Annotated in this window: 19 protein-coding genes and 3 rRNA genes; 9 read left to right on the top strand and 13 right to left on the bottom strand. The window is 56.3% G+C overall.

The window, feature by feature from the left end; all coding sequences use genetic code 11:
• The 3 genes from pstA to pstS all read right to left on the bottom strand — a co-directional run bounded on the left by pstA (position 1) and on the right by pstS (position 3,291).
• Entirely contained in the window at positions 1-1,134 is a 1,134-nt protein-coding gene (gene pstA / locus ACX5K5_RS00625) for a phosphate ABC transporter permease PstA (RefSeq protein ID WP_096256829.1), read from the bottom strand.
• Positions 1,134-2,069 (bottom strand): phosphate ABC transporter permease subunit PstC, encoded by a 936-nt coding sequence (gene pstC / locus ACX5K5_RS00620; protein WP_096256830.1) that lies wholly within the window; start codon positions 2,067-2,069, stop codon positions 1,134-1,136. The genes pstA and pstC overlap by 1 nt, the downstream gene beginning before the upstream one ends.
• 106 nt (positions 2,070-2,175) lie before the next feature.
• The gene (gene pstS / locus ACX5K5_RS00615) at positions 2,176-3,291 is read right to left on the bottom strand and encodes a phosphate ABC transporter substrate-binding protein PstS (RefSeq protein ID WP_459175413.1); all 1,116 of its coding nucleotides are present in this window, start codon (positions 3,289-3,291) and stop codon (positions 2,176-2,178) included.
• A gap of 256 nt (positions 3,292-3,547) precedes the next feature.
• Between pstS and ACX5K5_RS00610 the strand changes: the two genes are divergently transcribed.
• The 3 genes from ACX5K5_RS00610 to disA are packed head-to-tail and all read left to right on the top strand — an operon-like array spanning position 3,548 to position 7,210.
• Positions 3,548-4,678, top strand: a complete 1,131-nt coding sequence (locus ACX5K5_RS00610; RefSeq protein WP_096256832.1) for an FUSC family protein — start codon at positions 3,548-3,550, stop codon at positions 4,676-4,678.
• Between the two features lie 30 nt (positions 4,679-4,708).
• Positions 4,709-6,103 carry a DNA repair protein RadA gene (gene radA, locus ACX5K5_RS00605; protein ID WP_096256833.1) on the top strand — a complete coding sequence of 465 codons (1,395 nt, stop codon included), beginning with the start codon at positions 4,709-4,711 and terminating at the stop codon, positions 6,101-6,103.
• A gap of 33 nt (positions 6,104-6,136) precedes the next feature.
• A complete protein-coding gene (disA, locus tag ACX5K5_RS00600) occupies positions 6,137-7,210 on the top strand; it encodes a DNA integrity scanning diadenylate cyclase DisA (RefSeq protein WP_096256834.1) in 1,074 nt (357 codons plus the stop codon).
• On the opposite strand, the gene ACX5K5_RS00595 is transcribed toward disA, so the two are convergent.
• Positions 7,207-7,809 carry a hypothetical protein gene (locus ACX5K5_RS00595; RefSeq protein ID WP_459174866.1) on the bottom strand — a complete coding sequence of 201 codons (603 nt, stop codon included), beginning with the start codon at positions 7,807-7,809 and terminating at the stop codon, positions 7,207-7,209. The two genes, disA and ACX5K5_RS00595, sit on opposite strands and share 4 nt — an antisense overlap.
• An 85-nt stretch (positions 7,810-7,894) precedes the next feature.
• On the opposite strand from ACX5K5_RS00595, the gene ACX5K5_RS00590 reads away from it, so the two are divergent.
• On the top strand, positions 7,895-8,803 hold the full coding sequence (locus ACX5K5_RS00590; RefSeq protein ID WP_459174865.1) for an iron-sulfur binding domain-containing protein: 909 nt from the start codon (positions 7,895-7,897) through the stop codon (positions 8,801-8,803).
• Between the two features lie 52 nt (positions 8,804-8,855).
• Positions 8,856-9,656 carry a DUF1206 domain-containing protein gene (locus ACX5K5_RS00585; protein WP_459174864.1) on the top strand — a complete coding sequence of 267 codons (801 nt, stop codon included), beginning with the start codon at positions 8,856-8,858 and terminating at the stop codon, positions 9,654-9,656.
• On the opposite strand, the gene ACX5K5_RS00580 is transcribed toward ACX5K5_RS00585, so the two are convergent.
• Positions 9,653-10,171 (bottom strand): amino-acid N-acetyltransferase, encoded by a 519-nt coding sequence (locus ACX5K5_RS00580; RefSeq protein ID WP_443451833.1) that lies wholly within the window; start codon positions 10,169-10,171, stop codon positions 9,653-9,655. The two genes, ACX5K5_RS00585 and ACX5K5_RS00580, sit on opposite strands and share 4 nt — an antisense overlap.
• A 106-nt stretch (positions 10,172-10,277) precedes the next feature.
• Here ACX5K5_RS00580 and ACX5K5_RS00575 point away from each other — a divergent pair, with 106 nt between their 5' ends.
• From ACX5K5_RS00575 to ACX5K5_RS00560, 4 genes are read left to right on the top strand one after another with little or no spacing between them, the layout of a single operon-like run.
• Positions 10,278-11,477, top strand: coding sequence for an MFS transporter (locus ACX5K5_RS00575; protein ID WP_459174863.1), 1,200 nt, complete (start codon positions 10,278-10,280; stop codon positions 11,475-11,477).
• Entirely contained in the window at positions 11,477-11,866 is a 390-nt protein-coding gene (locus ACX5K5_RS00570) for a helix-turn-helix transcriptional regulator (RefSeq protein WP_459174862.1), read from the top strand. The genes ACX5K5_RS00575 and ACX5K5_RS00570 overlap by 1 nt, the downstream gene beginning before the upstream one ends.
• Before the next feature lie 47 nt (positions 11,867-11,913).
• Positions 11,914-12,321: a VOC family protein gene (locus tag ACX5K5_RS00565; RefSeq protein WP_459174861.1), complete on the top strand. Its 408-nt coding sequence runs from the start codon at positions 11,914-11,916 to the stop codon at positions 12,319-12,321.
• A gap of 12 nt (positions 12,322-12,333) precedes the next feature.
• On the top strand, positions 12,334-12,774 hold the full coding sequence (locus ACX5K5_RS00560) for an iron chaperone (protein ID WP_170947894.1): 441 nt from the start codon (positions 12,334-12,336) through the stop codon (positions 12,772-12,774).
• A 72-nt stretch (positions 12,775-12,846) separates the two neighbouring features.
• Here the strand turns inward: ACX5K5_RS00560 and ACX5K5_RS00555 are convergent, their stop codons facing one another.
• From ACX5K5_RS00555 to ACX5K5_RS00520, 8 genes are all read right to left on the bottom strand, one after another.
• Positions 12,847-15,360 carry an ATP-dependent Clp protease ATP-binding subunit gene (locus ACX5K5_RS00555; RefSeq protein ID WP_459174860.1) on the bottom strand — a complete coding sequence of 838 codons (2,514 nt, stop codon included), beginning with the start codon at positions 15,358-15,360 and terminating at the stop codon, positions 12,847-12,849.
• Positions 15,361-15,652: 292 nt separating this feature from the next.
• Positions 15,653-15,973 carry a histone-like nucleoid-structuring protein Lsr2 gene (locus ACX5K5_RS00550; RefSeq protein WP_105677644.1) on the bottom strand — a complete coding sequence of 107 codons (321 nt, stop codon included), beginning with the start codon at positions 15,971-15,973 and terminating at the stop codon, positions 15,653-15,655.
• 138 nt (positions 15,974-16,111) lie between these two features.
• On the bottom strand, positions 16,112-16,279 hold the full coding sequence (locus ACX5K5_RS00545; RefSeq protein WP_181148077.1) for a hypothetical protein: 168 nt from the start codon (positions 16,277-16,279) through the stop codon (positions 16,112-16,114).
• A 5-nt stretch (positions 16,280-16,284) separates the two neighbouring features.
• Positions 16,285-17,799, bottom strand: a complete 1,515-nt coding sequence (lysS, locus tag ACX5K5_RS00540; RefSeq protein WP_459174859.1) for a lysine--tRNA ligase — start codon at positions 17,797-17,799, stop codon at positions 16,285-16,287.
• 122 nt (positions 17,800-17,921) lie between these two features.
• On the bottom strand, positions 17,922-19,886 hold the full coding sequence (locus ACX5K5_RS00535) for a M13 family metallopeptidase (RefSeq protein ID WP_188686407.1): 1,965 nt from the start codon (positions 19,884-19,886) through the stop codon (positions 17,922-17,924).
• A gap of 180 nt (positions 19,887-20,066) precedes the next feature.
• Positions 20,067-20,183: ribosomal RNA gene (gene rrf / locus ACX5K5_RS00530) — 5S ribosomal RNA — on the bottom strand.
• 205 nt (positions 20,184-20,388) lie between these two features.
• A 23S ribosomal RNA gene (locus ACX5K5_RS00525) occupies positions 20,389-23,522 on the bottom strand.
• Positions 23,523-24,043: 521 nt separating this feature from the next.
• Positions 24,044-25,569 (bottom strand): 16S ribosomal RNA (locus tag ACX5K5_RS00520).
• Together the 16S, 23S and 5S rRNA genes form the textbook arrangement of a ribosomal RNA operon.
• Between the last annotated feature and the right edge of the window lie 484 nt (positions 25,570-26,053).

Here is a 26,053-nt window from a genome sequence, read left to right as displayed (position 1 = left end):
TCAACGGCCCTTCTTCGGGGCGAACAGCGAAGCGATCAAGCGGGCGCCGAGGTTCAGTGCCATCACCATCAGGATCAGCAGCAAGGCCGCAGCCCAAGCACGCTGTACCGACGGATCAATATTTGTCGGGCTGGTCGGGGTGAGGATTTGGTAGTAGATGAAGGTCGGCAGCGTGGACATCCAGTTTGCGAACACGTTCGTGTTGATCTGGCTTGCGATACCGGCCGTCACCAGAATTGGTGCGGTTTCACCGATCACACGGGCGATAGCCAAGGTGACACCGGAAGCGATACCGGAGATCGCGGTCGGGATGACCACCTTCAAGATGGTGCGCCAGCGGCGCACGCCCAAGGCGTAGGCGGCTTCACGCAATTCGTTAGGCACAATCTTGAGCATTTCCTCGGTAGAACGCACCACCGTAGGAATCATCAGTACACTCAACGCGACCGCGGCGACAATACCCATGCGGGCGTTAGGACCAAGGATCAACCCGAAGAAGGCTGCGGCAAACAAACCGGCAACGATCGATGGGATACCTGTCATCACATCAACGAAGAAGGTGATCGCCTTGGATAGCGGACCGTTCTTGCCGTATTCCACCAGGTAGATCGCGGTGAGCATGCCCACCGGAACCGAGATGACCGTAGCCCAGAGGGTGATCAGCAGCGTGCCCATCAGCGCGTGGTAAGCACCACCAAGAACCGGGGTTCCATCGGCTACCGTTTGGTTATCTACCGCACCGGTAACACCATTCATGGAAGTGAACAGGAAGTGGCTGCTCATCCCCGGAAGTCCCTTTTCCAGCACCGTGAAGAGTACCGAGGCCAGCGGGATCAGCGCCAACAAGAAGGAGCCGTAGATCAGGTAGGTCCACATCGCGTTGCGCCCTTGGCGCTTGCCCTCAACCGCCGAGGTCAGCACGGTCGCGGCGATAACAAAAAGTACCGCAGAGTAAATCGCGAAGGTTGCCACACTGAACCCGGTCAGCGTGGATAGCGCCGCACCGATGATAATCGCACCGGCAGCGGTAGCTGGCACGGCCCAACGTGGAAGCTTGCCCTTGGACAAGGAGTTGCGTTTGCGGCTTGGCGGGGTCGGCGTGGCCGAGTGCTTATTGCTAGTCATGACACTCATCAGTTAGCTCCCGAGAATTCCTTGTGGCGGGCGATGATGCCACGGGCGATCATGTTCACGATCAGCGTGATCAAGAACAGCACCAGGCCGGCGGCGATCAGTTCTGCCAGACGCAACCCGAAAGCCTCGGGGAAGTTCAACGCGATTTCCGCAGCGATCGTCTGGTTACCGGATTTGATCAGCGATGGGATCAGGTTGCCGGTGGACAACACCAGAGCCACTGCCATGGTTTCGCCCAGTGCACGGCCCAGACCCAGCATGACCGCCGAGATAATACCCGGACGCGCGAAGGGGATGACCGCGGTGGTGATCATTTCCCAGCGGGTAGCGCCCAATGCCAGCGCGGCTTCCTCATGGAGCTTAGGGGTTTGCAAGAATATTTCACGGCTCAGCGAGGTGATGATCGGCAAGACCATCACCGCGAGCACAATGCCTGCGGTAAACATGGTTTTACCGGTCTGCGAGGCAGGACCGGCGAAGATTGGGATGAAGCCCAGGTTTGCTGCCAACCATTCAAAGATTGGAACCAGCGCCGGGGCGAGCACCATATAACCCCACGCGCCGTAGATCACCGAAGGGATCGCGGCTAGCAGGTCGATGACGTAGCCCAGTGGGCCGGCGACCTTACGTGGAGCAAAGTGCGAAATAAACAGGGCCACACCGATACCTACCGGGGTGGCAATCAGGAGCGCGATCGCCGCAGCGATCACGGTACCGATAACAATCGGCCAGATGTAGGCGAAGAAGCCTTCGCCGCCGGAAATGTCGGCCGGGTCGGCGACAAACGTCGGCAGGGCCTGGATGAGCAAGAAGATCGCAACGGCGAACAGCGTGACTAGGATCAGCACGCCGGCAGCCAATGCGGTGCCGGAGAAGATCTTGTCGCCCGCTTGACCCGAGGTCGATGACTTGCTCTTCAAAGCATTAGTCGTCATGGCAGGAGCCTTTACAAGGAGGGGGTTACGACTGCGAGGTCGTGGGGGTGGAGGGGTTTTGCGTGGGCGGATCACTTTAATCCGCCCACGCGGTCATGCTTGGATACTACTTGGCTACGGTGATGCCGTCGATCGACTTGGCAGCCTTCTCGGAAATTGCGGCCGAGATTGGGGCGTTACCGGCAGATTCCTGTGCGGTCTTCTGGCCTGCGTCGGAGATGACGTAGTTGCCGAAGGCCTTGACCAGGTCAACGGTTGCCTGATCCTTGTAGGAGCTGCAGAAGATGTGGTACGAAACCAACACGATTGGGTAGGTGCCAGCCTCGGTGGTGTCACGCTCAAGGTCCAGTGCCAGATCGTTCTCGGCTGCGTCCTTGACCGGGGTTGCGGTTTCTAGAGCCTTGGCTGCAGCCTCGGCCGAAATCTTGGTGTATTCCTCGCCAACCTTGACGTTCACGGTGGACAGCTTGCCCACTGCGGAGAAGTCAGCGTAGGTGATAGCGCCGTCGGTGGAGGTGGTGGTGGAGACCACGCCGGAGGTGCCCTTAGCGTTTTCCGACTGGATGTCACTTGGCCAGTCACCGGAAACATCGTAGTCCCAGACGTCGCCAGCTGCTGCCTTCAGGTATTCAACGAAGTTCTCGGTGGTGCCGGACTCATCGTTGCGGTGTACCACGGTGATCGCGGTGTCTGGCAGTTCCACCTCTGGGTTCTGCTTGGCGATAGCCTCATCGTTCCACTTGGTGATTTCTTTCTTGAACACCTTGGCGATGGTTGCTGCGTCCATGTTGATCTCTTCGACGCCTTCAAGGTTGAAAGCGATCGCGATCGGGGAGACGTAGGCAGGAATGTTGAATGCGCCCTCTGGGCCGCAAACTTCCTTAGCCTTTGTGGCTTCTTCTGGCTTCAGGTAAGCATCCGAACCGGCGAACTGTGCGCCGCCTGCCAAGAATGCTTCGCGGCCAGCGCCGGAACCATCTGGGGAGTACTGCACATTGGCGTCCGCATTCTCGGCCTTGAAGCCGGTAATCCAGGCTTCCATTGCCGAGTTCTGGCTGGAAGCGCCGATGCCGGTTAGCGTGCCGGTCACGCCGGATGCAGCCGAGCTGCTGGCCGACTCCGAGCCGGCGGCTGCGGTTGGGTTATCTGATCCACAGGCGGTCAGTGCGAGCGCGGCGACGGAAAGAACTGCAGCAGCGCTGCCAAAACGATTGAGCTTCACGAGTATTACTCCCCATTTATAGATGATCTGAGTGTGACCAACAGCGGACATCTGCCACGCTTCGTATACGACGTTAAACGCCGTAGGTAACCAGATCACCCAGCCAAGGTGAACGGAAGGTTAACAACCCGCAGAATCTCACGTGACCTCGATCACCTGGTTTATTTCTGGAGTTTTTTGGCGCCCGCATCACAAATGGGCGCAACATCGCCGACGCGAGGCTCGCTCTTGGAGCGTGTCATGGAACACTAGTGACATGTCCCAAGCAGGAATAGCGCAGCGCGCGTGGAAGTTTCTGAGCCAACGCAACCGCTCCGGACTGGTGCGCACCCGAAACTCACTACCGCGCATCTCGCGCATGACACTGGGCGCAATAGGCGCATTCTGGATCGCTTCGGCCATCTGGGGACATACCGACCCGATCTTTGCCGCCACCAGCGCGCTGGTATCTCTAGGCTTCGGATCGGCGACCACCACCCGCCGCACCGCAGAGGTCGCACTAGGCTGCACCCTGGGCGTAGCCCTGGGCGACATGCTGATGCACTGGTGGGGGCAGGGCATTTGGCAGGCAGCCGCGGTGATGTCGCTGTCTCTGGTGGTAGCCCGCTATCTGGATTCTGGCGCAATTTTCTCGACTCAACTCGGCATGCAGTCGGCGCTTGTTGTTTTGCTGCCGATTAGTGCCGACGGACCTTTTGCCCGTTCCATTGACGCGATGACCGGCTCGCTGCTGGCGTTGCTCATCGTGATCCTGTGGCCCAGCGACCCACGGCGCACCCCGGTGGGCGGCCTCTCTGATCTACTCAAGGAGTTATCCGAGGTGATGATCGAATGCTCCTGGGCGGTCCGCGACGATGACCACCGCGCAGCATTCCACGCACTGATCAAGGCTCGCGCCACCCAACGCCATCTCGATTCCCTTCCCGGAGCCTTCCGCACGGCCCGCGAAGTCGCAACGCTCTCCCCTACCGGACGCAGACATCGCCACGAGTTAAGCCGGTTATCCTCACGCTTTGAACACTTTGATCGTGCCACCCGTAACTGCCGCGTTTTTGCACGCCGGCTGGCCTCGGTGCTGAGTAATAGCGCGCTGACCGAGCAGGGCGCGCAAAGCCTGGCACCACTGCTGCGTGACGTATCCGAAGCGGTAAATACGATGGCCCATTCGGTGCGCGAACCTACCGTGGCCGGACAAAGAAAATTTGAGAAAGCCGCCAGGCACCAGCTCGAAGCGGTAGCAGCCCAACTTGACCCGCGTGAACTTGGCGTCGAAGGGTTGCAAGGTGAAGGCCTGGTCTTGCTGCTTCGCCCGATGGTTGTCGACCTATTGCAGGCCGCCGGCCGAGATCACGAAGAAGCTGTGGGGCCACTGCCTCGCCTGAGCTGAATTGTCCGTTTAGCTAGATAACATTGAGCTATGGCCAAGACCTCCACACGCAGTAAGCCTTCCGCAAGCTACAAATGCGCCGAATGCGGCTGGACAACGGTTAAATGGGTGGGCCGTTGCGGCGAATGCCAAGCTTGGGGTTCGGTCGACGAGGTTGGCGCTGTCACCGCGCGCACCGCACCGGCCGCCAAGGTGGCACATATTGCCCAACCTATTGCGCAAATTGATGGTTCGGCAGCGGCATTCCGCACCAGCGGGGTCTCCGAGCTGGACCGCGTACTCGGTGGCGGGCTCGTCCCGGCCGCGGCGATCTTGCTAGCCGGGGAGCCCGGGGTAGGAAAATCCACCTTGCTGCTTGATGTAGCTGCAAAGGCGGCGGCAACCGGCCTGCGCGTACTTTATCTGACCGGCGAGGAATCCGCGGCGCAGGTTAAATCACGTGCCGAACGGATTAATGCGGTGGCAGATAATCTGTACCTGGCCGCGGAAACCGACCTGTCGCTCGCACTGGGTCAGATTCGCGAAATTGACCCCCAGCTGCTGGTGTTAGATTCCGTGCAGACCTTCTCTTCGGCTGAAATCGACGGGTCCGCCGGCGGCGTGTCACAGGTGCGTGAGGTCGCAGCCTCAATTATTAATGCCGCAAAAACCCGTGCGATGACCACCATTATGGTCGGTCACGTCACTAAGGAAGGCTCGGTTGCCGGCCCGCGACTCCTCGAACACCTAGTCGATGTGGTCTGCCAGTTCGACGGCGAGAAACACTCCCGACTACGCATCCTACGTGCGCTAAAAAACCGCTACGGTGCCACCGATGAGGTGGGCTGCTTTGATTTGAATGAAGATGGCATTCATTCACTGACCGACCCTTCAAAGCTTTTTGTCACCCGCACCCGCAACCCGGTGCCAGGCACTTGCATTACCGTGACGCTGGAGGGCCGTCGCCCCTTGGTCGCCGAGGTGCAAACCCTACTTTCACGCTCCAGCGCTCCGGCTCCGCGCCGCGCTACCAGTGGCTTAGACCCGGCGCGCGCGCAAATGGTGCTGGCTGTACTGCAGGCGCGAGCCCGCATGGACCTGTCCGCGATGGACTCCTACATCGCTACTGTCGGTGGGGTAAAAATTACCGAACCCGCAGCGGACCTTGCCTGCGCCCTAGCGATCGCCTCGTCAATGAACGATTTTCCGCTTCCCCAAGACTTTGTCGCATTCGGCGAGGTGGGGTTGGCCGGTGAGGTGCGCCAGGTGCCAGAAATTTCCCGACGAATTACCGAGGCTGCACGGCTGGGATTCTCTTTTGCCATGGCACCTTCTACCCCAGAACCGCTAAAAAATATCCCGGACGGTATTCGCGTCTTTCAGGTCGAGTCGATCACCGAGGCACTAGACGTCGCCTTTACCCAGCGAAAGAATCCAACAGGATAAAATGGTGGTTGCTGCCCGCTGAAAGGACGCACGGTGAAACTGCACCCCACCCCCGCACTGTTAACCACTCTGGCCCGGATCGCACCGGGAACCGAACTAGCTCAAGGGCTTGAACGCATCCAGCGTGGACGTACCGGAGCGTTGATAGTTCTAGGTCACGATCGGGTAGTTGAATCCATCTGCTCCGGCGGTTTTCGGATTAACACCGAATACACCCCCACCCGGATTCGCGAACTAGCGAAGATGGACGGCGCAATTATTCTTGATGCAACGGGAAAACAGGTATTGCAAGCAGGGGTACAGCTCATGCCTGATGCTGCAATCGAAACCCAAGAATCCGGAACCCGGCACCGCACCGCCGAGCGTGTGGCAGTACAGACCGGTTTCCCGGTCATCTCGGTCTCCCAATCGATGCATACCATCACGCTATATGCAGCCGGCGAGCGCCATGTGCTGGAAACTAGTGAGCGCCTGCTGGCGCGCGGTAACCAAGCGGTAGCCACCCTGGAGCGGTACCGGCACCGGTTGGACCAGGTCACCAGCGCCCTGTCTGCCGCGGAGATTGAAGATGTGGCCACGGTTCGTGAGGTCCTCGCGGTACTGCAACGCACCGAAATGTTGCGCCGAACCAGCGAGGAGATCTCCCGCCATGTCCTAGAACTAGGCGTAGACGGTCGCCTGCTCGCGGCCCAGCACGCGGAACTGCTCGCCGGCGTGCAGGCCGATAACCAGCTGATCCTGCGCGATTATTCAAATGCGGAGGGTGTGGAGCTGGATATTGACGCGGCGCTGAAGAAGCTCGCCGAGATCACCGACGCACAATTGGTCGAGCTGGAAGCGCTCACCAAGATCCTGTTCCCGAATTCGACCGTGAGCCAAGATGACCAACTCACCCCCAAGGGTTACCGGTTGCTCTCACAGATCCGCACGGTGCCCAAGGCTATCGGCGAGCGGCTGGTGGCAGCCTTCGATAATTTGCAGCACCTGATGGCGGCGTCCACCACCTCGCTGATGGAAATCGAAGGCGTCGGTGAACAGCGCGCGCGTTCGATCCGCGAAGGTCTGGCCCGTATGGCCGAGTCCTCACTTTTGGACCGGTACATCTAGTCCAGCTGGAAGGTCACCGGCTCCGAATTGTTTTCGCCTAAGGCTGCGGTGAATTTGTAGGTTCCCGGACGTGGTTTCACGTTGACTGACTTGCAGCCCGGGGCCGAGCGTTGCCGGGACCAGGTGAAGCGGGCAGATTCTTTTTGTCCCGGCTTCATTTTCATTGCCACATCTTCACCATCGGTCAGACAGTCGAGTGTGGAGAAGATGCGGTCGTTGCCGCTGGTGATCAAGAATTCTTGTTGGGTGGTACCCACGTTTAATTCGCACTCACGCTCTGAGCTGTTCTCAATGCCTAGGATCAGCACCGGTTGCTTATCGGTGGGGTACGAGCCGGTATCGGTGCTGGCGGTAATTTTTACCTCATCCGAAGAGCATTTGTCCCCCGTGTCCGGTGTAGCGGACTCATTAGGGCTTGGCGAAGTGCTCGGCACCGCTTGCGGTTTGTTCTCGACTGGCGTGCTGGCTCCAAGAATTCCGGCCAGCGCTACGCCGCCCCAAACCAGCAAGCCAACGATCGCTAAAGCGATCATGGCCACGGCAATGCGCCGGAGGCGATAGACGCTGGCCGCTGATTTTCCCCCCGATGCATTACTCATGGCTTAAGGCTAGTTCATCGCTGAGCCTCAGCCCGGTAATGCCAGCCGATTCCACACCGTGAATCGGCTCGCTTAGAGTGGATACGTGCAAGAAATCCACCAACAAATTAATCACTGGTACCAGCGCAATGCCCGCGACCTTCCGTGGCGTCGTCCTGGCGTCAGCGGCTGGGCCGTCATGGTCAGTGAATTCATGCTGCAGCAAACTCCGGTGGTGCGCGTGCTACCGGTCTGGGAACAGTGGATGCACCGTTGGCCACGGCCTCAAGACCTGGCCGCCGAGCCCTTGTCCGAGGCGTTAAAGGCCTGGGGCCGTTTAGGCTATCCGCGCCGCGCCATGCGCTTGCATGCGGCCGCCATTGAAATCACCACCCAGTACAACGGTGAAGTGCCGGAAACCGAACAGCAGCTGCGTGCACTTCCAGGGGTCGGCGAGTACACCGCCGCGGCCATTGCCTGTTTCGCCTACGGGCAACGCACCGTAGTCGTTGATACCAATATCCGCCGGGTGCACGCCCGGTTATTTGGTGGGATGGCGTTACCCGAACCAAATCCGCGCGCCAGCGAGTTCGCACGTGCCAAGCAGGTTCAACCCGAAGAGCACTCAAGCGCAAATCTGTGGAATATCTCGGTCATGGAGCTCGGCGCGCTGATCTGCACGGCACGCTCACCAAAATGTGATGCCTGCCCGGTCTATGAACACTGCGCGTGGATTAAAGCAGGGCAACCCGCACCGCACTACGCGCCCAAAGGACAAGCGTGGAAGGGCACCGACCGCCAGGTTCGTGGGGCGATGATGGCGATCTTGCGGGCCCACGAAGAACCCGTGCTCCGCGAAACCTTCCTGACGGATCTAGCGCTTCAAAACCACGGCGACTATATAGCCCTGCACAAGCTTGACGCGCCGCTTGAGCAACGTGAACGCGCACTGGCCGGGCTACTGAGCGACGGATTAGCGCTTGCTGAAGAAGCAGGTATCCGACTGCCAAGCTAGGCTTCGCGCGCCACTTATCGTATTTGGGGCAGTACCGCCCTATGCTATGGCTATGAATGCAAGCGCAGACGCGGCTAATGCCGCCCGCAGGGCAGCCGATCACCCTTGGTTTGAGCGATTGGCCAGGTCCGGTTACGTGGCCAATGGAATATTGCACGGAGTATTAGGCGCGTTGGCCTTGGTGCTCGCCACCGGTGGATCCGCTCAGGCAGATCAAAGCGGGGCCATCCAGGCACTTGCGTCGCAACCATTTGGTGAACTGTTGCTGTGGGTCTGTGCCGCCGGATCCCTGCTTTTGGGTTTATGGAATATTTCTCAGGCGTTGCTCCACAGCGACAAACTTCGTACGCGCATAAAATTTGTGTCCACCGGGTTAGTTTTTCTGCTCACCGGGGGCGCTTTTGGCCGTTACGCCATCGGCAGTGGTAGCGATTCCAAGAAGACCGCTACCAGCCTCAGCGGTGAGCTGATGGGACATCCGGCCGGGCAGATCACATTGATTATTATTGGCGCCGCAGTGATCTGCGTAGGTGGGTTTTTCGTCTTCCGCGGCGTGACCCGCAGGTTCTTAAAAGACCTAAAAACCACTGGTGGCACCGCGGTCTCCCCCGCCGTGAAAATCACCGGAACAATTGGCTACATCGCCAAGGGCCTGGTGCTTGGAGCTCTCGGCTTACTCTTTATTGTCGCCACAATTCAGCATGATCCCGAAGAAGCAACGGGAATTGATGGGGCGCTCAAGGCCATCCGAGACCAGAGCTTCGGTTCTGTCGCGCTAGCGGCCATCGGTGTCGGATTGCTGGCCTACGCGGTATATCTGCTTTTCCGCGCACGCTACGATTCGATGGACTAGAAGGTCAAGATCATTCGGGTATTTCCCAAGGTATTTGGCTTCACCCGAGCTAGGTCCAGGAACTCTGCCACGCCCTCATCACGCGAGTGCAGTAGTTCCTGATACACCTCTTGGTCGACCGCGGATTGATCGGCCATCACGGTGAACCCATGGCGTTCAAAAAATTCCACTTCGAAGGTCAGGCAAAAGACCCGGGACACTCCGACTTCTTTAGCCCGACGCAGTAATTCTTCAATCAGCACATGCCCAACACCCTGACCGCGGTATTTGTTGCTGGAGGCAAGCGTGCGGATCTCTGCGATATCTTCCCAGATCACGTGTAGACCACCACAGCCGACTACTTCGCCACCGCTAGCGTCTTCGGCGATGACGAACTCTTGAATGGACTCGTAGTAGGTTACCGCTTCCTTATCCAGCAAGATTCGGTCTACCGCGAGCGGGCGCACAAGGTCCCTAATTTTCGCGACATCGCTGGTACGGGCTGAACGGACGGTAAAAGTATTCACCTGCCACATACTATTCCCGTAACCAAGCCCACCCAAGCGCTGAAGTCTTTTTTGTGACATATCAGCCAAGCAATATGCAACACTAAGGACGGACAACCACAAATCAGGGAGCACGATGCAACAGCATATGGCCAAACCCGGAGCCGGCTTGCTGCTGGTGCTCCTGGCCTCAGTGGGTATCGCCCCGTTGTTTACCTACGGGCTCAGTGCCACCAGCGACCTGGTTATTTCGGACCTGCAAATCAGCGAGACGCAGTTCGGTTTACTTGCCACCGTATGTTTTGGTTGCGCGGCTATAGGTAACGCCGCCTTCAGTAAGTTTGCGGATCGGCGTACCGATGCCAGCTTATTCATCATCGTCTTTGGACTATCGGCTGCCGCACTTGCCTTGGCTGCTATTCCCAGTGGCTACGCGTTGCTTCTCGTGGCCGCGATGTTCGCTGGCTTCGCGCAGTCCTTCCCCAACGGGGTAACCAATCGAGTGTTGGTCCAACGCGTGCCAGGGGCACAACGCATCACGTGGACGGGTGTCAAACAATCTGGTGTGCAGGTAAGCCAGCTGGTGGGCAGCCTCGGATTCCCGTTGCTGGCCGCCTGGATTGGCTGGCGCGGAGCTTCACTGGTCGGAGCGCTACTTGCCGCGGTACTCGGGGTGCTGACGGTCAGGCTGATCAACGCCACCGCCCTACTTCCAGTCCCGGCGAGCAAGCCACGGAAAAATACGGCAACCACCACCGGCCCTTCCACCCGTTTTATCGTTATCACGTTGACCGCTTTTGGCTTCATTAACGGTATGGGGGTGCAGGCAACCAACGTGTACCTTCCCTTGTTTGCGGTGCGCGAGTTGCACTTTTCATTGCTTTTAGGCGGCCTGACCGCTGCCGTGGCAGGAGCCTTCGGCGTGGCCGCACGTATCGGCTGGGGAGCACTGATGTCTAAGGGAGTCTCTGCACCCAAACTGTTGCTCGCCTTAGCCCTGTTAGCCACCAGTGGTGCGTTGACCTTCTGGCAAGCCCAGGTACAGCATTCTGCGCCTCTGTTATGGCTTGCGGTGCTCTTACATGGTGCTGCGGCCCTTGGAGTTTCGGTGGTGTTGATGGCCGCGTTGTTACGCGCGGTTCCAGCAGCTTCGCTAGGTAGTTCCACCGGCATTGTCTCGGCCGGGCAGTTTGCCGGGTTTACTTTTGGACCACTAGCTATGGGTGCGTTAATCTCCTCACCTGGCGGGTTCACTACCGGCTGGCTGGCGGTAACCGGGGTGTACCTGTGCTGTGTGGGTCTCGGCCTGTACTTAGTATTGCGAAAACGCAGCTAATGGATCTGGCCACCTTGGCTCATCTGCGCCGGGCACGAGACCTCATGGATCGGCATTTTGCGGATCCGTTAGATGTTCCTGCAATGGCGGGGCGTGCACTGATGTCCCCCGCACATTTTTCTCGGGAGTTTAAGCGCGCTTACGACGAGACACCCTACTCATACCTGTTGACCCGCCGGATCGAACGAGCCATGGTGCTCTTACGCGCCGGAGTTTCGGTAACCGACGCTGCCATGGCTGTCGGGTGGAGTTCGCTTGGTTCCTTTAGCAGCCGATTCACCGAGATAGTTGGTGAATCCCCTTCGGCTTATGCGGCACGTGAGCATTTAGCGACCGAGGAGATCCCAGCGTGCATTGCCAAGGTCCTGATGCGCCCTCCACGATTTTGAGCAGTTTTGAAGAAGCTCAGAATTTTCCCTGACGCTAGGCTGAATTCATGACAAATATTAGTGTGCAATATATTCCGGTCACCGTACTTGATGTTGATGAAGCCTTAGTTTTTTACCGCGACGCGTTGGGTCTTGAGGTGGTCTCGGATGTAGCTCACGGCGGGTTCCGCTGGGTATCGCTAGCAATATCTGGGCAGCCCGGTCTGAACTTGGTACTCTCTGCGCCAGGCGCTGGACGCTCTGAGCAAGACGCGGCCGCTCTCGCGGAACTCGTTGCCAAGGGAGCGCTAGGTGGCCTGGTGCTTTCCGTCAATGATTTGGACTCGGTGTTCCAAACCATCAGCGCCAGTGGGGCAGAAGTCCTGCAGGAACCTATCGAGCAACCGTGGGGACCTCGTGATTGTGCCTTCCGCGATCCGTCGGGAAATATGATTCGCATCAATCAAAGCGCTTAGGAGTTTATGAACATGTCGGACACTCAGGGATTCAGCGCGGCAGAAAAAGCCGCAATGAAGGAACGTGCGGCCGAGCTAAAGGCTCCGAAGAAGCGCATGAGCAAGGCCGAGAAGCAGCAGGCCGCGCGAGCGGATCTGGAAGCAAAAATCGATTCCTTCGAAGGAAGCGACAAGGAACTAGCTCAGCGACTGCACCAGCTGATCACCAGCACGGCACCACAGTTGGAGCCAAAGCTCTGGTACGGGATGCCTGCTTATGCTCTTGATGGCAAGGTTTTGTGCTTCATTCAAGATGCTAAGAAGTTTGAGGCACGCTATCTAACTTTCGGCTTCAACGATGTGGCGCGGCTAGATGAGGGCACCTTGTGGCCAACTTCTTTTGCGATCACCGCGCTGGAAGAAACACATCTCAAAATGCTCACCGATTTGGTGGCCAAGGCAGTGAAAAACTAGGTTAAAAGCACCGCGGGTGAGGTAGTCGGAAGTTATCCGAATACCTCACCCGTGGTTTTTATTGCCTAAGCTTTAGCTTTCCAACGCAGCTGGTGCCGGTTCGCCTTCCAGCTCACCGGTTCCACCTTCTGCGTGGAAGACAAACTTGCGTGTCTCCGCTTCGCCTTCGACGTCAACAGTGATCTTCTGCCCTGAGACGATCTGCCCGAAGAGGATCTTCTCAGAGAGTTGATCTTCAATATCGCGCTGGATCGTGCGACGCAATGGACGAGCACCCATGGCTGGATCGTAGCCACGCTCGGCCAAAAGCTTGCGTGCGGCCGGAGTCAGTTCGATGGTCATACCGCGATCATCTAGTCGCTTGGCCAGACGTCCGACGAACAGATCAACGATCTCTTCGATCTCGTCCTGGTCCAGCTGTGGGAAGACCACGATGTCATCAACGCGGTTCAAGAATTCCGGACGGAAATGCTGACGCAGTTCTTCCTGAACCTTTGCCTGCATCCGCTCGTACCCGGTACGAGTATCGGCCGATGCCTGGAAACCTGTCATGACACCCTTGGAGATATCTCGGGTACCAAGGTTGGTGGTCATGATGATGATGGTGTTCTTGAAGTCGACCACGCGACCCTGCGAGTCGGTCAAACGACCGTCTTCCAAGATCTGCAGCAACGAGTTGAACAGGTCCGAGTGGGCCTTCTCCACCTCGTCAAAGAGCACTACGGCGAATGGACGACGGCGAACCTTCTCGGTCAGCTGTCCGCCTTCTTCGTAACCGACGTAACCCGGAGGGGCACCGAAGAGTCGCGAAACGGTGTGCTTCTCGGAGTACTCGGACATGTCCAAAGTAATCAGCGCGTCTTCTTCACCGAAGAGGAATTCGGCCAAAGCCTTTGCCAGCTCGGTTTTACCTACACCGGTTGGACCGGCGAAGATGAACGAGCCGCCTGGGCGGTTTGGATCCTTCAGACCTGCACGGGTACGGCGGATCGCCTGGCTAATCACCTTGATTGCCGAATCCTGGCCGACCACACGCTTGTGCAGCTCGTCTTCCATGTTCATCAGACGCGTGGACTCTTCCTCGGTCAGCTTCACCACTGGGATACCTGTGGAGTTAGCCAAAACTTCGGCGATGAGTTCCTCGGTGACCTCGGAGATTTCGTCGAGGTCGCCATTGCGCCAGGACTTTTCCTTCTCGTTACGGGCCTCGATGAGCTTGGATTCCTTATCGCGCAGCGATGCGGCACCTTCGAAGTCCTGCGCATCAATCGCAGCTTCCTTCTCCAGTCGCACGGTGGCGATTTCCTCGTCCATTTCCTTCAACGCCGGAGGTGCGGTCATGCGCTGAATGCGCAGTCGAGCACCGGCCTCGTCGATCAAGTCAACGGCCTTATCGGGCAGGAAACGATCCGAGATGTAACGGTGCGCCAGCGTGGCAGCTGCCTGCAGTGCACCGTCGGTGATGGTCACGCGGTGGTGCGCTTCGTAGCGGTCACGCAGGCCACGCAGAATCTGCGTGGTCAGCTCGACCGAAGGCTCCTTGACCTGAATCGGCTGGAAACGACGCTCAAGAGCCGCGTCCTTCTCGATGTTCTTGCGGTACTCATCCAAGGTGGTTGCACCGACGGTCTGCAGCTCGCCACGAGCCAGCATTGGCTTGAGGATCGAGGCAGCGTCGATAGCGCCCTCGGCGGCACCTGCACCCACGAGGGTGTGGATCTCGTCGATGAACAAGATAATGTCTCCGCGGGTACGGATTTCCTTGAGCACCTTCTTCAGGCGCTCTTCGAAGTCACCGCGGTAACGTGAGCCGGCCACCAGTGAACCGAGGTCCAGGGTGTACAGCTGCTTGTCCTTGATGGTTTCCGGGACGTCTCCACGCACGATCGCCTGGGCTAGGCCCTCAACTACCGCGGTCTTACCGACGCCTGGCTCACCAATGAGTACCGGGTTGTTCTTGGTACGACGCGAGAGGACCTGCATAACGCGTTCCATCTCGTGTTCGCGACCGATCACCGGGTCCAGCTTGCCTTCGCGGGCTGCTGCGGTGAGGTTGCGACCGAACTGGTCCAGTACTGCAGATCCCGCAGGGGTTCCCTCGGACTGTCCACCAGGGCTAACACCAGCCGAGGCGGTGTCCTTACTTCCCTGGTAGCCCGAGAGCAGCTGGATGACCTGCTGGCGCACGCGACCAAGGTCGGCACCCAGCTTCACCAGCACCTGGGCTGCGACGCCCTCGCCTTCGCGGATCAAGCCGAGCAGAATGTGCTCGGTTCCAATGTAGTTATGACCCAGCTGCAACGCTTCGCGTAGCGAAAGCTCCAAAACCTTTTTGGCGCGTGGAGTGAAGGGGATATGACCGGAAGGGGCCTGCTGGCCCTTACCGATAATCTCCTGCACCTGCTCACGCACGGCACCCAACGAAATATTCAGCGATTCGAGCGCCTTTGCGGCCACCCCATCACCTTCGTGGATAAGACCGAGCAGCAGGTGCTCGGTGCCGATGTAGTTGTGGTTGAGCATGCGCGCCTCTTCTTGGGCGAGCACGACAACTCGACGGGCACGGTCAGTAAATCTCTCAAACATCTTCGGCACACTCCTTGCTTACCAATAGTTCGATGCTACGCACCAGACGGCCACAATGCGCCCTTGTTCGCCATAGGGATAACCGGAAGACGTAGATTTCCCCATAATTGAATGGCAGGCCAATATTTGGTGCGCTAATTAGTTCATTAAATTTCAGACTTATTTCAACAAGCATGTACATTCATTGGTACACCAAACAAATGGACCGTGATGTACCCGTTATACAAGCAAGGGGCCGAAGTATCTTTCGATACTTCGGCCCCTTGTAGAGACTTATTGAACACCCAGTAAATTACTTGGCGCGACCTCGGCCACCCTTACGCATTGCTGCGTTGTAGGCATCCACAACATCAGCATTCAAACGCCCGCGAGCGTTGACCTTGATGTTGTTTTCTTTAGCCCATGCGCGAATTGCAGGGGCTTCACTCGTGCTGCTCTGCTTGGCTGAACGTGCAGCATCGATATATGGCTCTAAGGCCGCACGGAATTCGTCGGCGTGCTCCGCATTCAAATCCATTTCGAAGTGCTGACCAGCAACACTAAATGAAATGGACTCAACGGCTTCGCTACCATCAATGTCGTCAATCAGGGCAATCTGAACCTGACGTGCCATTATTCTATTTCCTCCATGCGTGGATTTGCTGAACTAAGCTCCAAAGAACTCAATGTTCATTGCAGAAATCAAGTATAGTCAAATTTCGCAATAAATCCGAACGCAACAAAGAATTAAGAGGGAATTACTAGACTTATCTTATTTCCCAGGCGTTCCAGATTCTGAATTACCACGATCGATGAATTTTGCCTCGGCTTCAGCCTGAGCCTTACGTTCATTTCTATCAGCGTTTGTAATCGCTTTCATCGCGTACCAAAAAATGAGCGCCAAAGCGATAGTCGGAACAATAGCCTCTACATATGGCATGGGCTTTAGGCCTCCGGCTTGAGCAGTGGGAACAAAATAGTTTCGCGAATACCTAGATCGGTAAAGAGCATCACAAGGCGGTCAATGCCCAGGCCGATACCACCCATTGGTGGGGCGCCATATTCCAGTGCACGCAGGAAGTCTTCATCAAGCTGCATCGCTTCGGGGTCTCCGCCGGCAGCCATCAGCGACTGTTCGGTGAGGCGTTCGCGCTGGATGACCGGGTCAATGAGCTCGGAGAAGGCGGTACCACGCTCCATGCCACCAATAATCAGGTCCCAGGCTTCGATCACTCCAGGCTTCGAGCGGTGCGGACGAGCCAGTGGCTGTGCCAGCGGCGGGTAATCACACACGAAGGTTGGATCGATCAAGTTTGGCTCGACGATCTCACCGAAGAGTTCAATAACCAGTTTCTGCGCGCTCCACGACGGATCAATCTTAACTTCGTGTTTTGCGGCGACTTCGCGTAGTACCGAGGCATCCGTCTCCGGGGTGATTTCCACACCCACGGCTTCCGAGAGTCCCGGGTAGACGCTCAACCAGCGCCACTCACCATCAAGATTGATGGTTCCCTTGGCGGTCTCCAAGGTTCGGCCAGCACCGATGGCGTCCGCCGCGTTGAGGATAATCTCCTGCATGCGCTGCGCCATTACGTACTGATCTGCATAGGCTTCATAGCATTCGAGCATGGTGAACTCTGGCGAGTGCGTGGAGTCCACGCCCTCGTTACGGAAGATTCGGCCAATTTCGAAGACTCGATCCACGCCGCCAACCACAGCGCGCTTCAGGTATAGCTCAAGCGCGATGCGCATGGTCATTTCCTGATCGAAGGCGTTCAGGTGGGTTTTGAACGGGCGGGCCGAGGCGCCACCGTGCACCAGCTGCAACATCGGGGTTTCCACCTCGACGTACTCGTGGTTCTCTAGGGTGTTACGCACGGCGCGGATGATCGCTGCACGCTTGTAAACCATCTCGCGGGCTTCGTTACGCACGATCAGATCTGCGTAACGCTGACGCACACGCGTTTCTTCGTTCAGGTCTGCGTGCAGCACTGGAAGCGGGCGTAAGGCCTTGGAAGCCATTTCGAAGCCCTCGGCCATGACCGAAAGCTCGCCACGGCGCGAGGAAATAACCTCACCGGTGATAAACACATGGTCCCCGAGGTCTACCAGGGACTTCCACTGAGCTAAGCGCTCCTCGCCGACATTGGCCAGCGAGAGCATTACCTGCAGACGTGTTCCGGCGCCCTTTGGGCCGCCTTCCTGCAAGGTGGCGAAGCAAAGCTTGCCGGTATTGCGCATGAAGACGATACGTCCTGCAACGCCGACGCTCTGACCGGTTGCTTGGTCCGGCTCCAGATCTGGGAACAGCTCACGGACCTGCTGCAAAGTATGAGTGCGTGCCACCCCAACCGGGAAGGCTTCCTCGCCGTTTGCCAGCAGGACGTTGCGCTTATCGATGCGGACCTGACGCTGGTCGTTTGGATCGGTGCTATCTACGGAATTATTTTGGGAAGTCACAATAGTCCATTCTACGTGTCATTCATTGCTCTGTGGCCTGATCATGATGCGACTTACATGGTGATCTTTATGCCTTAACGAAAACAAGGTGCCGGGATCGCTCCCTGCACCTTGTTTCGGTACTACCAGATGGTTACGCGGTCAGCCGGGTCTAGCCACATACCGTCGCCGGGCTTCGTGTCAAATGCCTCGTGGAAGGCTGCCAAGTTTTTTGGCACCTGATTACAGCGGAATTCGCCCGGAGCATGTGGGTCGGTGGTTACCCGGACAACTGCCGTTTCCGGGCGGATCAGCGTACGCCAGCATTCTGCCCAAGCGTAGAAGAAGCGCTGATCACCGGTAACACCGTCGATCACTTCATCTTCTGCGATACCCCGTGCTGTCAGCTCTAACTTATAGGCCTGGTACGCGATACCTAGCCCACCAAGGTCGCCAATGTTTTCACCGAGAGTCAGTTGGCCGTTGACCTGGTGATCTGGTGCTTCCGTAGGGCTCAGCGCGTTGTACTGCTCGATGAGCTTTCCGGTGAGCTTTTCAAAGGCAGCTCGGTCTTCTTCGGTCCACCAGTTTGTTAGCTGCCCGGTGCCGTCATACTGCGATCCCTGATCGTCAAAGCCGTGACCGATTTCGTGTCCAATGACCGCGCCGATAGCGCCGAAGTTCGAGGCGATGTCGCGATCTTTGTCGAAGAATGGCAGGCGCAGGATAGCAGCCGGGAAGGCGATCTCGTTAAGCAGTGGGTGGTAGTAAGCGTTGACGGTCTGCGGGTACATGAACCACAGCTCTCGATCCACCCCGTCATCAATCTTCTTTAGCTCACGCTTAAATTCGAATTCGTTGGCCGCTGCAAGATTAGCGATAACGTCCAACGGGTCCGTCGTGATCGATGAGTAGTCAATCCATTCATCGGGGTACCCGATCTTTGGCCGGAACATCGACAGCTTTTCCAACGCCTTCTCAATGGTTGCAGCGCCCATCCACGGCAGATTGGAGATGGAAATACGATAGGCCTCAGTGAGTCGCTCAACTAAAGCATCCATCGCGGTCTTAGCTTCTTGCGGGAAGTGCTTGGCTACGTAAAGCTGACCGATGTCTTCACCTACACCACCCTCGGTGAACGAAACGCCGCGCTTCCAACGCTCCTTGAGGGTTTCCACTCCTCCCAGCTTCGCTGAGTAGAAGGAGAAGTTTTCGTTAACAAAAGCGCTAGACAGATACGGCGCGAACGACCGCAGGACCTGCACAGTGAGCCAGTTCTTCCAGTTCTCTAGTGGCTCAGAGTTTAGTAGTTCAGACAGTGCCTTGAAGTAGCTTGGCTGCCAGAGGACTACCTCAGCGCTGTACTTCGAATCGATACCGGCGCCCTGCAACCAGGAACGCAACTCAGGGAACAGAGCAAGAACTTCGTCTTGGTTCATCAAGTTGTAGCGTGCTTGTGCGTCGCGGACCTTAACTCGGTCCCAATGGTGACTGGCAATCCTAGTTTCCAAGTCCACCACTGAGCTCGCCGCGTTCTTCGGAGATTCAATGCCACCGAGTTCCAGCAATCGGCCCAGGTGCAACTGATAGTCCTCGACCGTCTGGGAGAACTGCTCTTCACGGTAGTAAGACTCATCTGGTAGCCCAAGGCCGGCCTGTAAGAAGGTTAGAAGGTTGCGCTCTGGATTTCCTGCGTCGTTCATCGCACCGGAGGCGAGGAATCCGCTGATGCCCTTGCGGTAGAAAGATCCAGAGAGCTCAATTAGCTGATCTACGGTCGAAAGTTGTGCAATTTCGCGTAGGTACTGCGCGACAGGCTCAGCGCCACGTGCTTCAATCACTTCTTCATTCATAAAGCTGCCGTAGAGCTCTGCGATACGCTTGGTGGGACCCTCAGTCTGGGTGCCCGACTCGTAGGACTGGACCACTTCGGTGATGATCGCGTGAACCGCGTCTTCTGCGTCATCACGCAGTTCCATGAATGATCCGTAGAGCCCCTGATCGCTTGGAATCGATGCCGAGTCGAACCACTTGCCGTTCGAGTGGCGATACAGGTCATCCTGAGGGCGGATGGAATCATCGAGATATTTCAGCGCATCAGATGTCAACGAGGGGCTCCCTATATAGCAGATCTAGTAGTATCTACTATTCACTGTAGCTATTAGTTCTTTGCCCTGAACGAGCTGAGCCATATATGCGCCGACGGCTTAAACAGGTGAGGCCCCGAACACCATAAGTGTCCAGGGCCTCAAACCATCATCATTACTGACATAACTACTTCAAGTTAAGTCCGGCGGTGACCTACTCTCCCACACCCTCACGAGTGCAGTACCATCGGCGCAGTGGGCCTTAGCTTCCGGGTTCGGTATGGGACCGGGCGTTTCCCCCACGCTATGACCGCCGTAACAGTCTCGAAACAACATCAGGCATCCCAATGCTCATCCAAAAAATGTGTACCAACCCCGTCACAGGTACCAACACCAAACCACCACACCCCACAAGGTGCAACAATCCAGTATTGACCCGACAGGTCAGTGTGTTACAAGGTTGTTGTCTCGTAACCGTATAGTGAACGCGAACAATAATTGTCTCAAATAATTGCTTTACAGTGTGTTGTAAGTCATCGGCCTATTAGTACAGGTCAGCTACACAAGTCTTTAGTCCTTGCTTCCACATCCTGCCTATCAACCCAGTGGTCTAGCTGGGGGCCTCTCACACTCAAGGTGCATGGAAATCTCATCTCGAAGCAGGCTTCCCGCTTAGATGCTTTCAGCGGTTATCCCTTCCAAACGTAGCTAATCAGCGGTGCACTTGGCAGTACAACTGACACACCAGAGGTTTGTCCGTCCCGGTCCTCTCGTACTAAGGACAGCCCTTCTCAAATTTCCAACGCGCGCAGCGGATAGGGACCGAACTGTCTCACGACGTTCTAAACCCAGCTCGCGTACCGCTTTAATGGGCGAACAGCCCAACCCTTGGGACCTACTCCAGCCCCAGGATGCGACGAGCCGACATCGAGGTGCCAAACCATGCCGTCGATATGGACTCTTGGGCAAGATCAGCCTGTTATCCCCGAGGTACCTTTTATCCGTTGAGCGACGGCCCTTCCACGAGGTGCCGCCGGATCACTAGTCCCGACTTTCGTCCCTGCTCGAGCTGTCACTCTCACAGTCAAGCTCCCTTGTGCACTTACACTCGACACCTGATTGCCAACCAGGCTGAGGGAACCTTTGGGCGCCTCCGTTACATTTTAGGAGGCAACCGCCCCAGTTAAACTACCCATCAGGCACTGTCCCTGAACCAGATCATGGTCCGAAGTTAGGTGACCGGTACAGCCAGAGTGGTATTTCAACGATGACTCCACCCGAACTAGCGTCCGAGCTTCACAGTCTCCCACCTATCCTACACAAGCTGCACCGAACACCAATACCAAACTATAGTAAAGGTCTCGGGGTCTTTCCGTCCTGCTGCGCGTAACGAGCATCTTTACTCGTACTGCAATTTCGCCGAGTTCATGGTTGAGACAGCGGGGAAGTCGTTACTCCATTCGTGCAGGTCGGAACTTACCCGACAAGGAATTTCGCTACCTTAGGATGGTTATAGTTACCACCGCCGTTTACTGGGGCTTAAATTCTCAGCTTCGCAACAAGTTGCTAACCGGTCCTCTTAACCTTCCAGCACCGGGCAGGAGTCAGTCCGTATACATCGTCTTGCGACTTCGCACGGACCTGTGTTTTTAGTAAACAGTCGCTTCCCCCTGGTCTCTGCGGCCCACACCCGCAAAAGAAGAGCAAGTCTTCTCCACGGGGCAGGCCCCCCTTCTTCCGAAGTTACGGGGGCATTTTGCCGAGTTCCTTAACCATGATTCTCTCGATCGCCTTAGTATTCTCTACCTGATCACCTGTGTCGGTTTGGGGTACGGGCGACTAGAACCTCGCGCCGATGCTTTTCTAGGCAGCATAGGATCACCAAATCACCCACCAAAGTGGGCGCCTATCAGGTCTCAGGCTATATGAGTCACGGATTTGCCTATGACTCGCCCTACACCCTTGGACCAGGTCAATTCCATTGCCTGGCTCGGCTACCTTCCTGCGTCACACCTGTTAATACGCTGACCTCACAACATCGGTTCCCAACACCTCACACAACAAACAACCCGAAGGTCGCAACAGTCATGCTCAACACTGGTTAGCATCAATCGCTCAGTATGGGCGGTTCTTCGCCGGTACGGGAATATCAACCCGTTGTCCATCGACTACGCCTGTCGGCCTCGCCTTAGGTCCCGACTCACCCAGGGCAGATTAGCTTGACCCTGGAACCCTTGATCATTCGGCGGACGGGTTTCTCACCCGTCATTCGCTACTCATGCCTGCATTCTCACTCGTGTGGTCTCCACCGCTGGTTTACACCGCGACTTCACCGTCCACACGACGCTCCCCTACCCATCCAAACACCCAATCGAAACCGGGTAAATATCTGAATGACGCAACTTCGGCGGTGTGCTTGAGCCCCGCTACATTATCGGCGCGGAATCACTTGACCAGTGAGCTATTACGCACTCTTTCAAGGGTGGCTGCTTCTAAGCCAACCTCCTGGTTGTCACAGCAACTCCACATCCTTTTCCACTTAGCACACGCTTAGGGGCCTTAGTTGGCGTTCTGGGCTGTTTCCCTCTCGACTATGAAGCTTATCCCCCACAGTCTCACTGCTACGCTCTCACTTACCGGCATTCGGAGTTTGGCTAACGTCAGTAACCTTTTAGGGCCCATTAGCTATCCAGTAGCTCTACCTCCGGTAAGAAACACATAACGCTGCACCTAAATGCATTTCGGGGAGAACCAGCTATCACGAAGTTTGATTGGCCTTTCACCCCTACCCACAGCTCATCCCCTCCATTTTCAACTGAAGTGGGTTCGGTCCTCCACGCGCTCTTACACACGCTTCAACCTGGCCATGGGTAGATCACTTCGCTTCGGGTCTAGACCGTGCCACTCAAACGCCCTATTCAGACTCGCTTTCGCTACGGCTTCCCCACACGGGTTAACCTCGCGACACAGCACTAACTCGCAGGCTCATTCTTCAAAAGGCACGCCATCACACAACCACAAGGGTCATGCTCTAACGGATTGTAAGCGCACGGTTTCAGGTACTATTTCACTCCCCTCCCGGGGTACTTTTCACCATTCCCTCACGGTACTGATTCACTATCGGTCATCAGGTAGTATTCAGGCTTACCAGGTGGTCCTGGCAGATTCACACAAGATTTCTCGAGCCCCGTGCTACTCGGGTACCCACACTAGAACGGCAGACACGCATTACACCTACGGGACTATCACCCTCTCTGGTCCGGCATTCCAACCGATTCACCTATACGCCTGCACCTCATCCCGCCAACCAGATAGGGTTGGCACATGTGGGCCCCACAACCCCGGTGATGCAACGCCTATCCGCTATCACACACCAACCGGTTTAGCCCCATCCGCGTTCGCTCGCCACTACTAACGGAATCACTATTGTTTTCTCTTCCTGCGGGTACTGAGATGTTTCACTTCCCCGCGTTCCCTCCACGCAACCTATACATTCAGCTGCGGGTCATACGGCATGACACCGTACGGGGTTTCCCCATTCGGAAATCCTGGTCTCAACGTCAGGTTATCGACTCCACCAGGCTTATCGCAGATTCCCACGTCCTTCATCGGCTCCTGATGCCAAGGCATCCACCGTGCGCCCTTAAAAACTTCAACACAAAACAAGTTCTCAAGTTTGAGCTATAAAACAATCAACAAAATCACAAAACAACCACACCAAAAAACCCCAAAAGGCTCTCTAACATGGTCATCTTATAAGATGCTCGCGTTCACTATACAGTTCCCAAACAACAACCCCACACCCCCACACAAACCACCAACAACCCACCCCCTAAAGAGCGAACCATCACGATGACCGTGCAAAGACACAGGACAAACACTGAAACACCAAACCCCTCAACAAAAGGGGGCTTGTTGCCTCAAAACCCAACAGCATGCCAAACCATACAAACCACCTGGCCCCCACACCCTCATTCCAACACCCACAACCCCCAAAGGAGAAGCAAACGCGTACTAAGAAAGCATGAACACCATGCAGCCACAGCCAATACCACCAAACACAACATGAGCTGCATCTGTTTTTCCGGTATTGAGTTCATTGATATTCCACCCATGAGCAACCCGCCTGCCAACACTCGTGACAGAAACGGGCAACCAATAATTGGTTAGCTCCTTAGAAAGGAGGTGATCCAGCCGCACCTTCCGGTACGGCTACCTTGTTACGACTTAGTCCCAATCGCCAGTCCCACCTTCGACGACTCCCTCCACACAAGGTGGTTAGGCCATCGGCTTCGGGTGTTACCAACTTTCGTGACTTGACGGGCGGTGTGTACAAGGCCCGGGAACGTATTCACCGCAGCGTTGCTGATCTGCGATTACTAGCGACTCCGACTTCATGGGGTCGAGTTGCAGACCCCAATCCGAACTGAGACCGGCTTTTAGGGATTAGCTCCACCTCACAGTATCGCAACCCATTGTACCGGCCATTGTAGCATGCGTGAAGCCCAAGACATAAGGGGCATGATGATTTGACGTCATCCCCACCTTCCTCCGAGTTGACCCCGGCAGTCTCCCATGAGTCCCCACCTTTACGTGCTGGCAACATGGAACGAGGGTTGCGCTCGTTGCGGGACTTAACCCAACATCTCACGACACGAGCTGACGACAACCATGCACCACCTGTGAACCAGCCCCGAAGGGAAACCCCATCTCTGAGGCGGTCTGGAACATGTCAAGCCTTGGTAAGGTTCTTCGCGTTGCATCGAATTAATCCGCATGCTCCGCCGCTTGTGCGGGCCCCCGTCAATTCCTTTGAGTTTTAGCCTTGCGGCCGTACTCCCCAGGCGGGGCACTTAATGCGTTAGCTACGGCGCGGAAAACGTGGAATGTTCCCCACACCTAGTGCCCAACGTTTACGGCATGGACTACCAGGGTATCTAATCCTGTTCGCTCCCCATGCTTTCGCTCCTCAGCGTCAGTAGATGCCCAGAGACCTGCCTTCGCCATCGGTGTTCCTCCTGATATCTGCGCATTTCACCGCTACACCAGGAATTCCAGTCTCCCCTACATCACTCTAGTCTGCCCGTACCCACCGCAGATCCGAGGTTGAGCCTCGGACTTTCACGGCAGACGCGACAAACCGCCTACGAGCTCTTTACGCCCAATAAATCCGGATAACGCTTGCGCCCTACGTATTACCGCGGCTGCTGGCACGTAGTTAGCCGGCGCTTCTTCTGCAGGTACCGTCACTTTCGCTTCTTCCCTACTGAAAGAGGTTTACAACCCGAAGGCCGTCATCCCTCACGCGGCGTCGCTGCATCAGGCTTTCGCCCATTGTGCAATATTCCCCACTGCTGCCTCCCGTAGGAGTCTGGGCCGTGTCTCAGTCCCAGTGTGGCCGGTCACCCTCTCAGGCCGGCTACCCGTCGTCGCCTTGGTGAGCCATTACCTCACCAACAAGCTGATAGGCCGCGAGTCCATCCCCAACCGATAAATCTTTCCACCAAAAACCATGCGGTTAAAGGTCATATCCAGTATTAGACCCAGTTTCCCGGGCTTATCCCAGAGTCAGGGGCAGGTTACTCACGTGTTACTCACCCGTTCGCCACTAATCACCCGTGCAAGCACGGGGTCATCGTTCGACTTGCATGTGTTAAGCACGCCGCCAGCGTTCATCCTGAGCCAGGATCAAACTCTCCATAAAAAACAAAAAGCCACCGAAACCCCTTGGAAAATAAGGGAAGAATCGATGATAAAATCCTGGCGAATAAAAACACTTGAAACAACACACGGGGGTGCATCATTCCAAGCAAATGTTATATATCCACCAAATTAAAAATAATTCGGTATCAACAAACTTGGCACACTATTGAGTTCTCAAACAACAAACACTTACCGGTTCTTTACCAGCCTTATTCAAGCGGTAATATCGTCCAGCGTTATATTCATATTCTATAACTTTGAATTCCTGAAAGTCAAATCAATTCAATGTGATTTGAAACGGTATTCTCAGTTCCCATTGATCTTCGTTTATCCACAGTGACCTGTGTAAAACTCTTGATTTTCTGGGGATTATCCCCGAATTTTGTACCGGTTTTTGTTCCGGCCTTGTTTCGGCGACAGATAAAAACTATACACAGTTTTGGGGGATGTTTCAAATCGGTGGCCTCTTTTCCACCGTGACCGTG

This window comes from Glutamicibacter bergerei (genome assembly GCF_054495185.1).
Note: the sequence above shows the minus strand (reverse complement) of the source record. Positions and strands in the feature narration are given on the sequence as shown.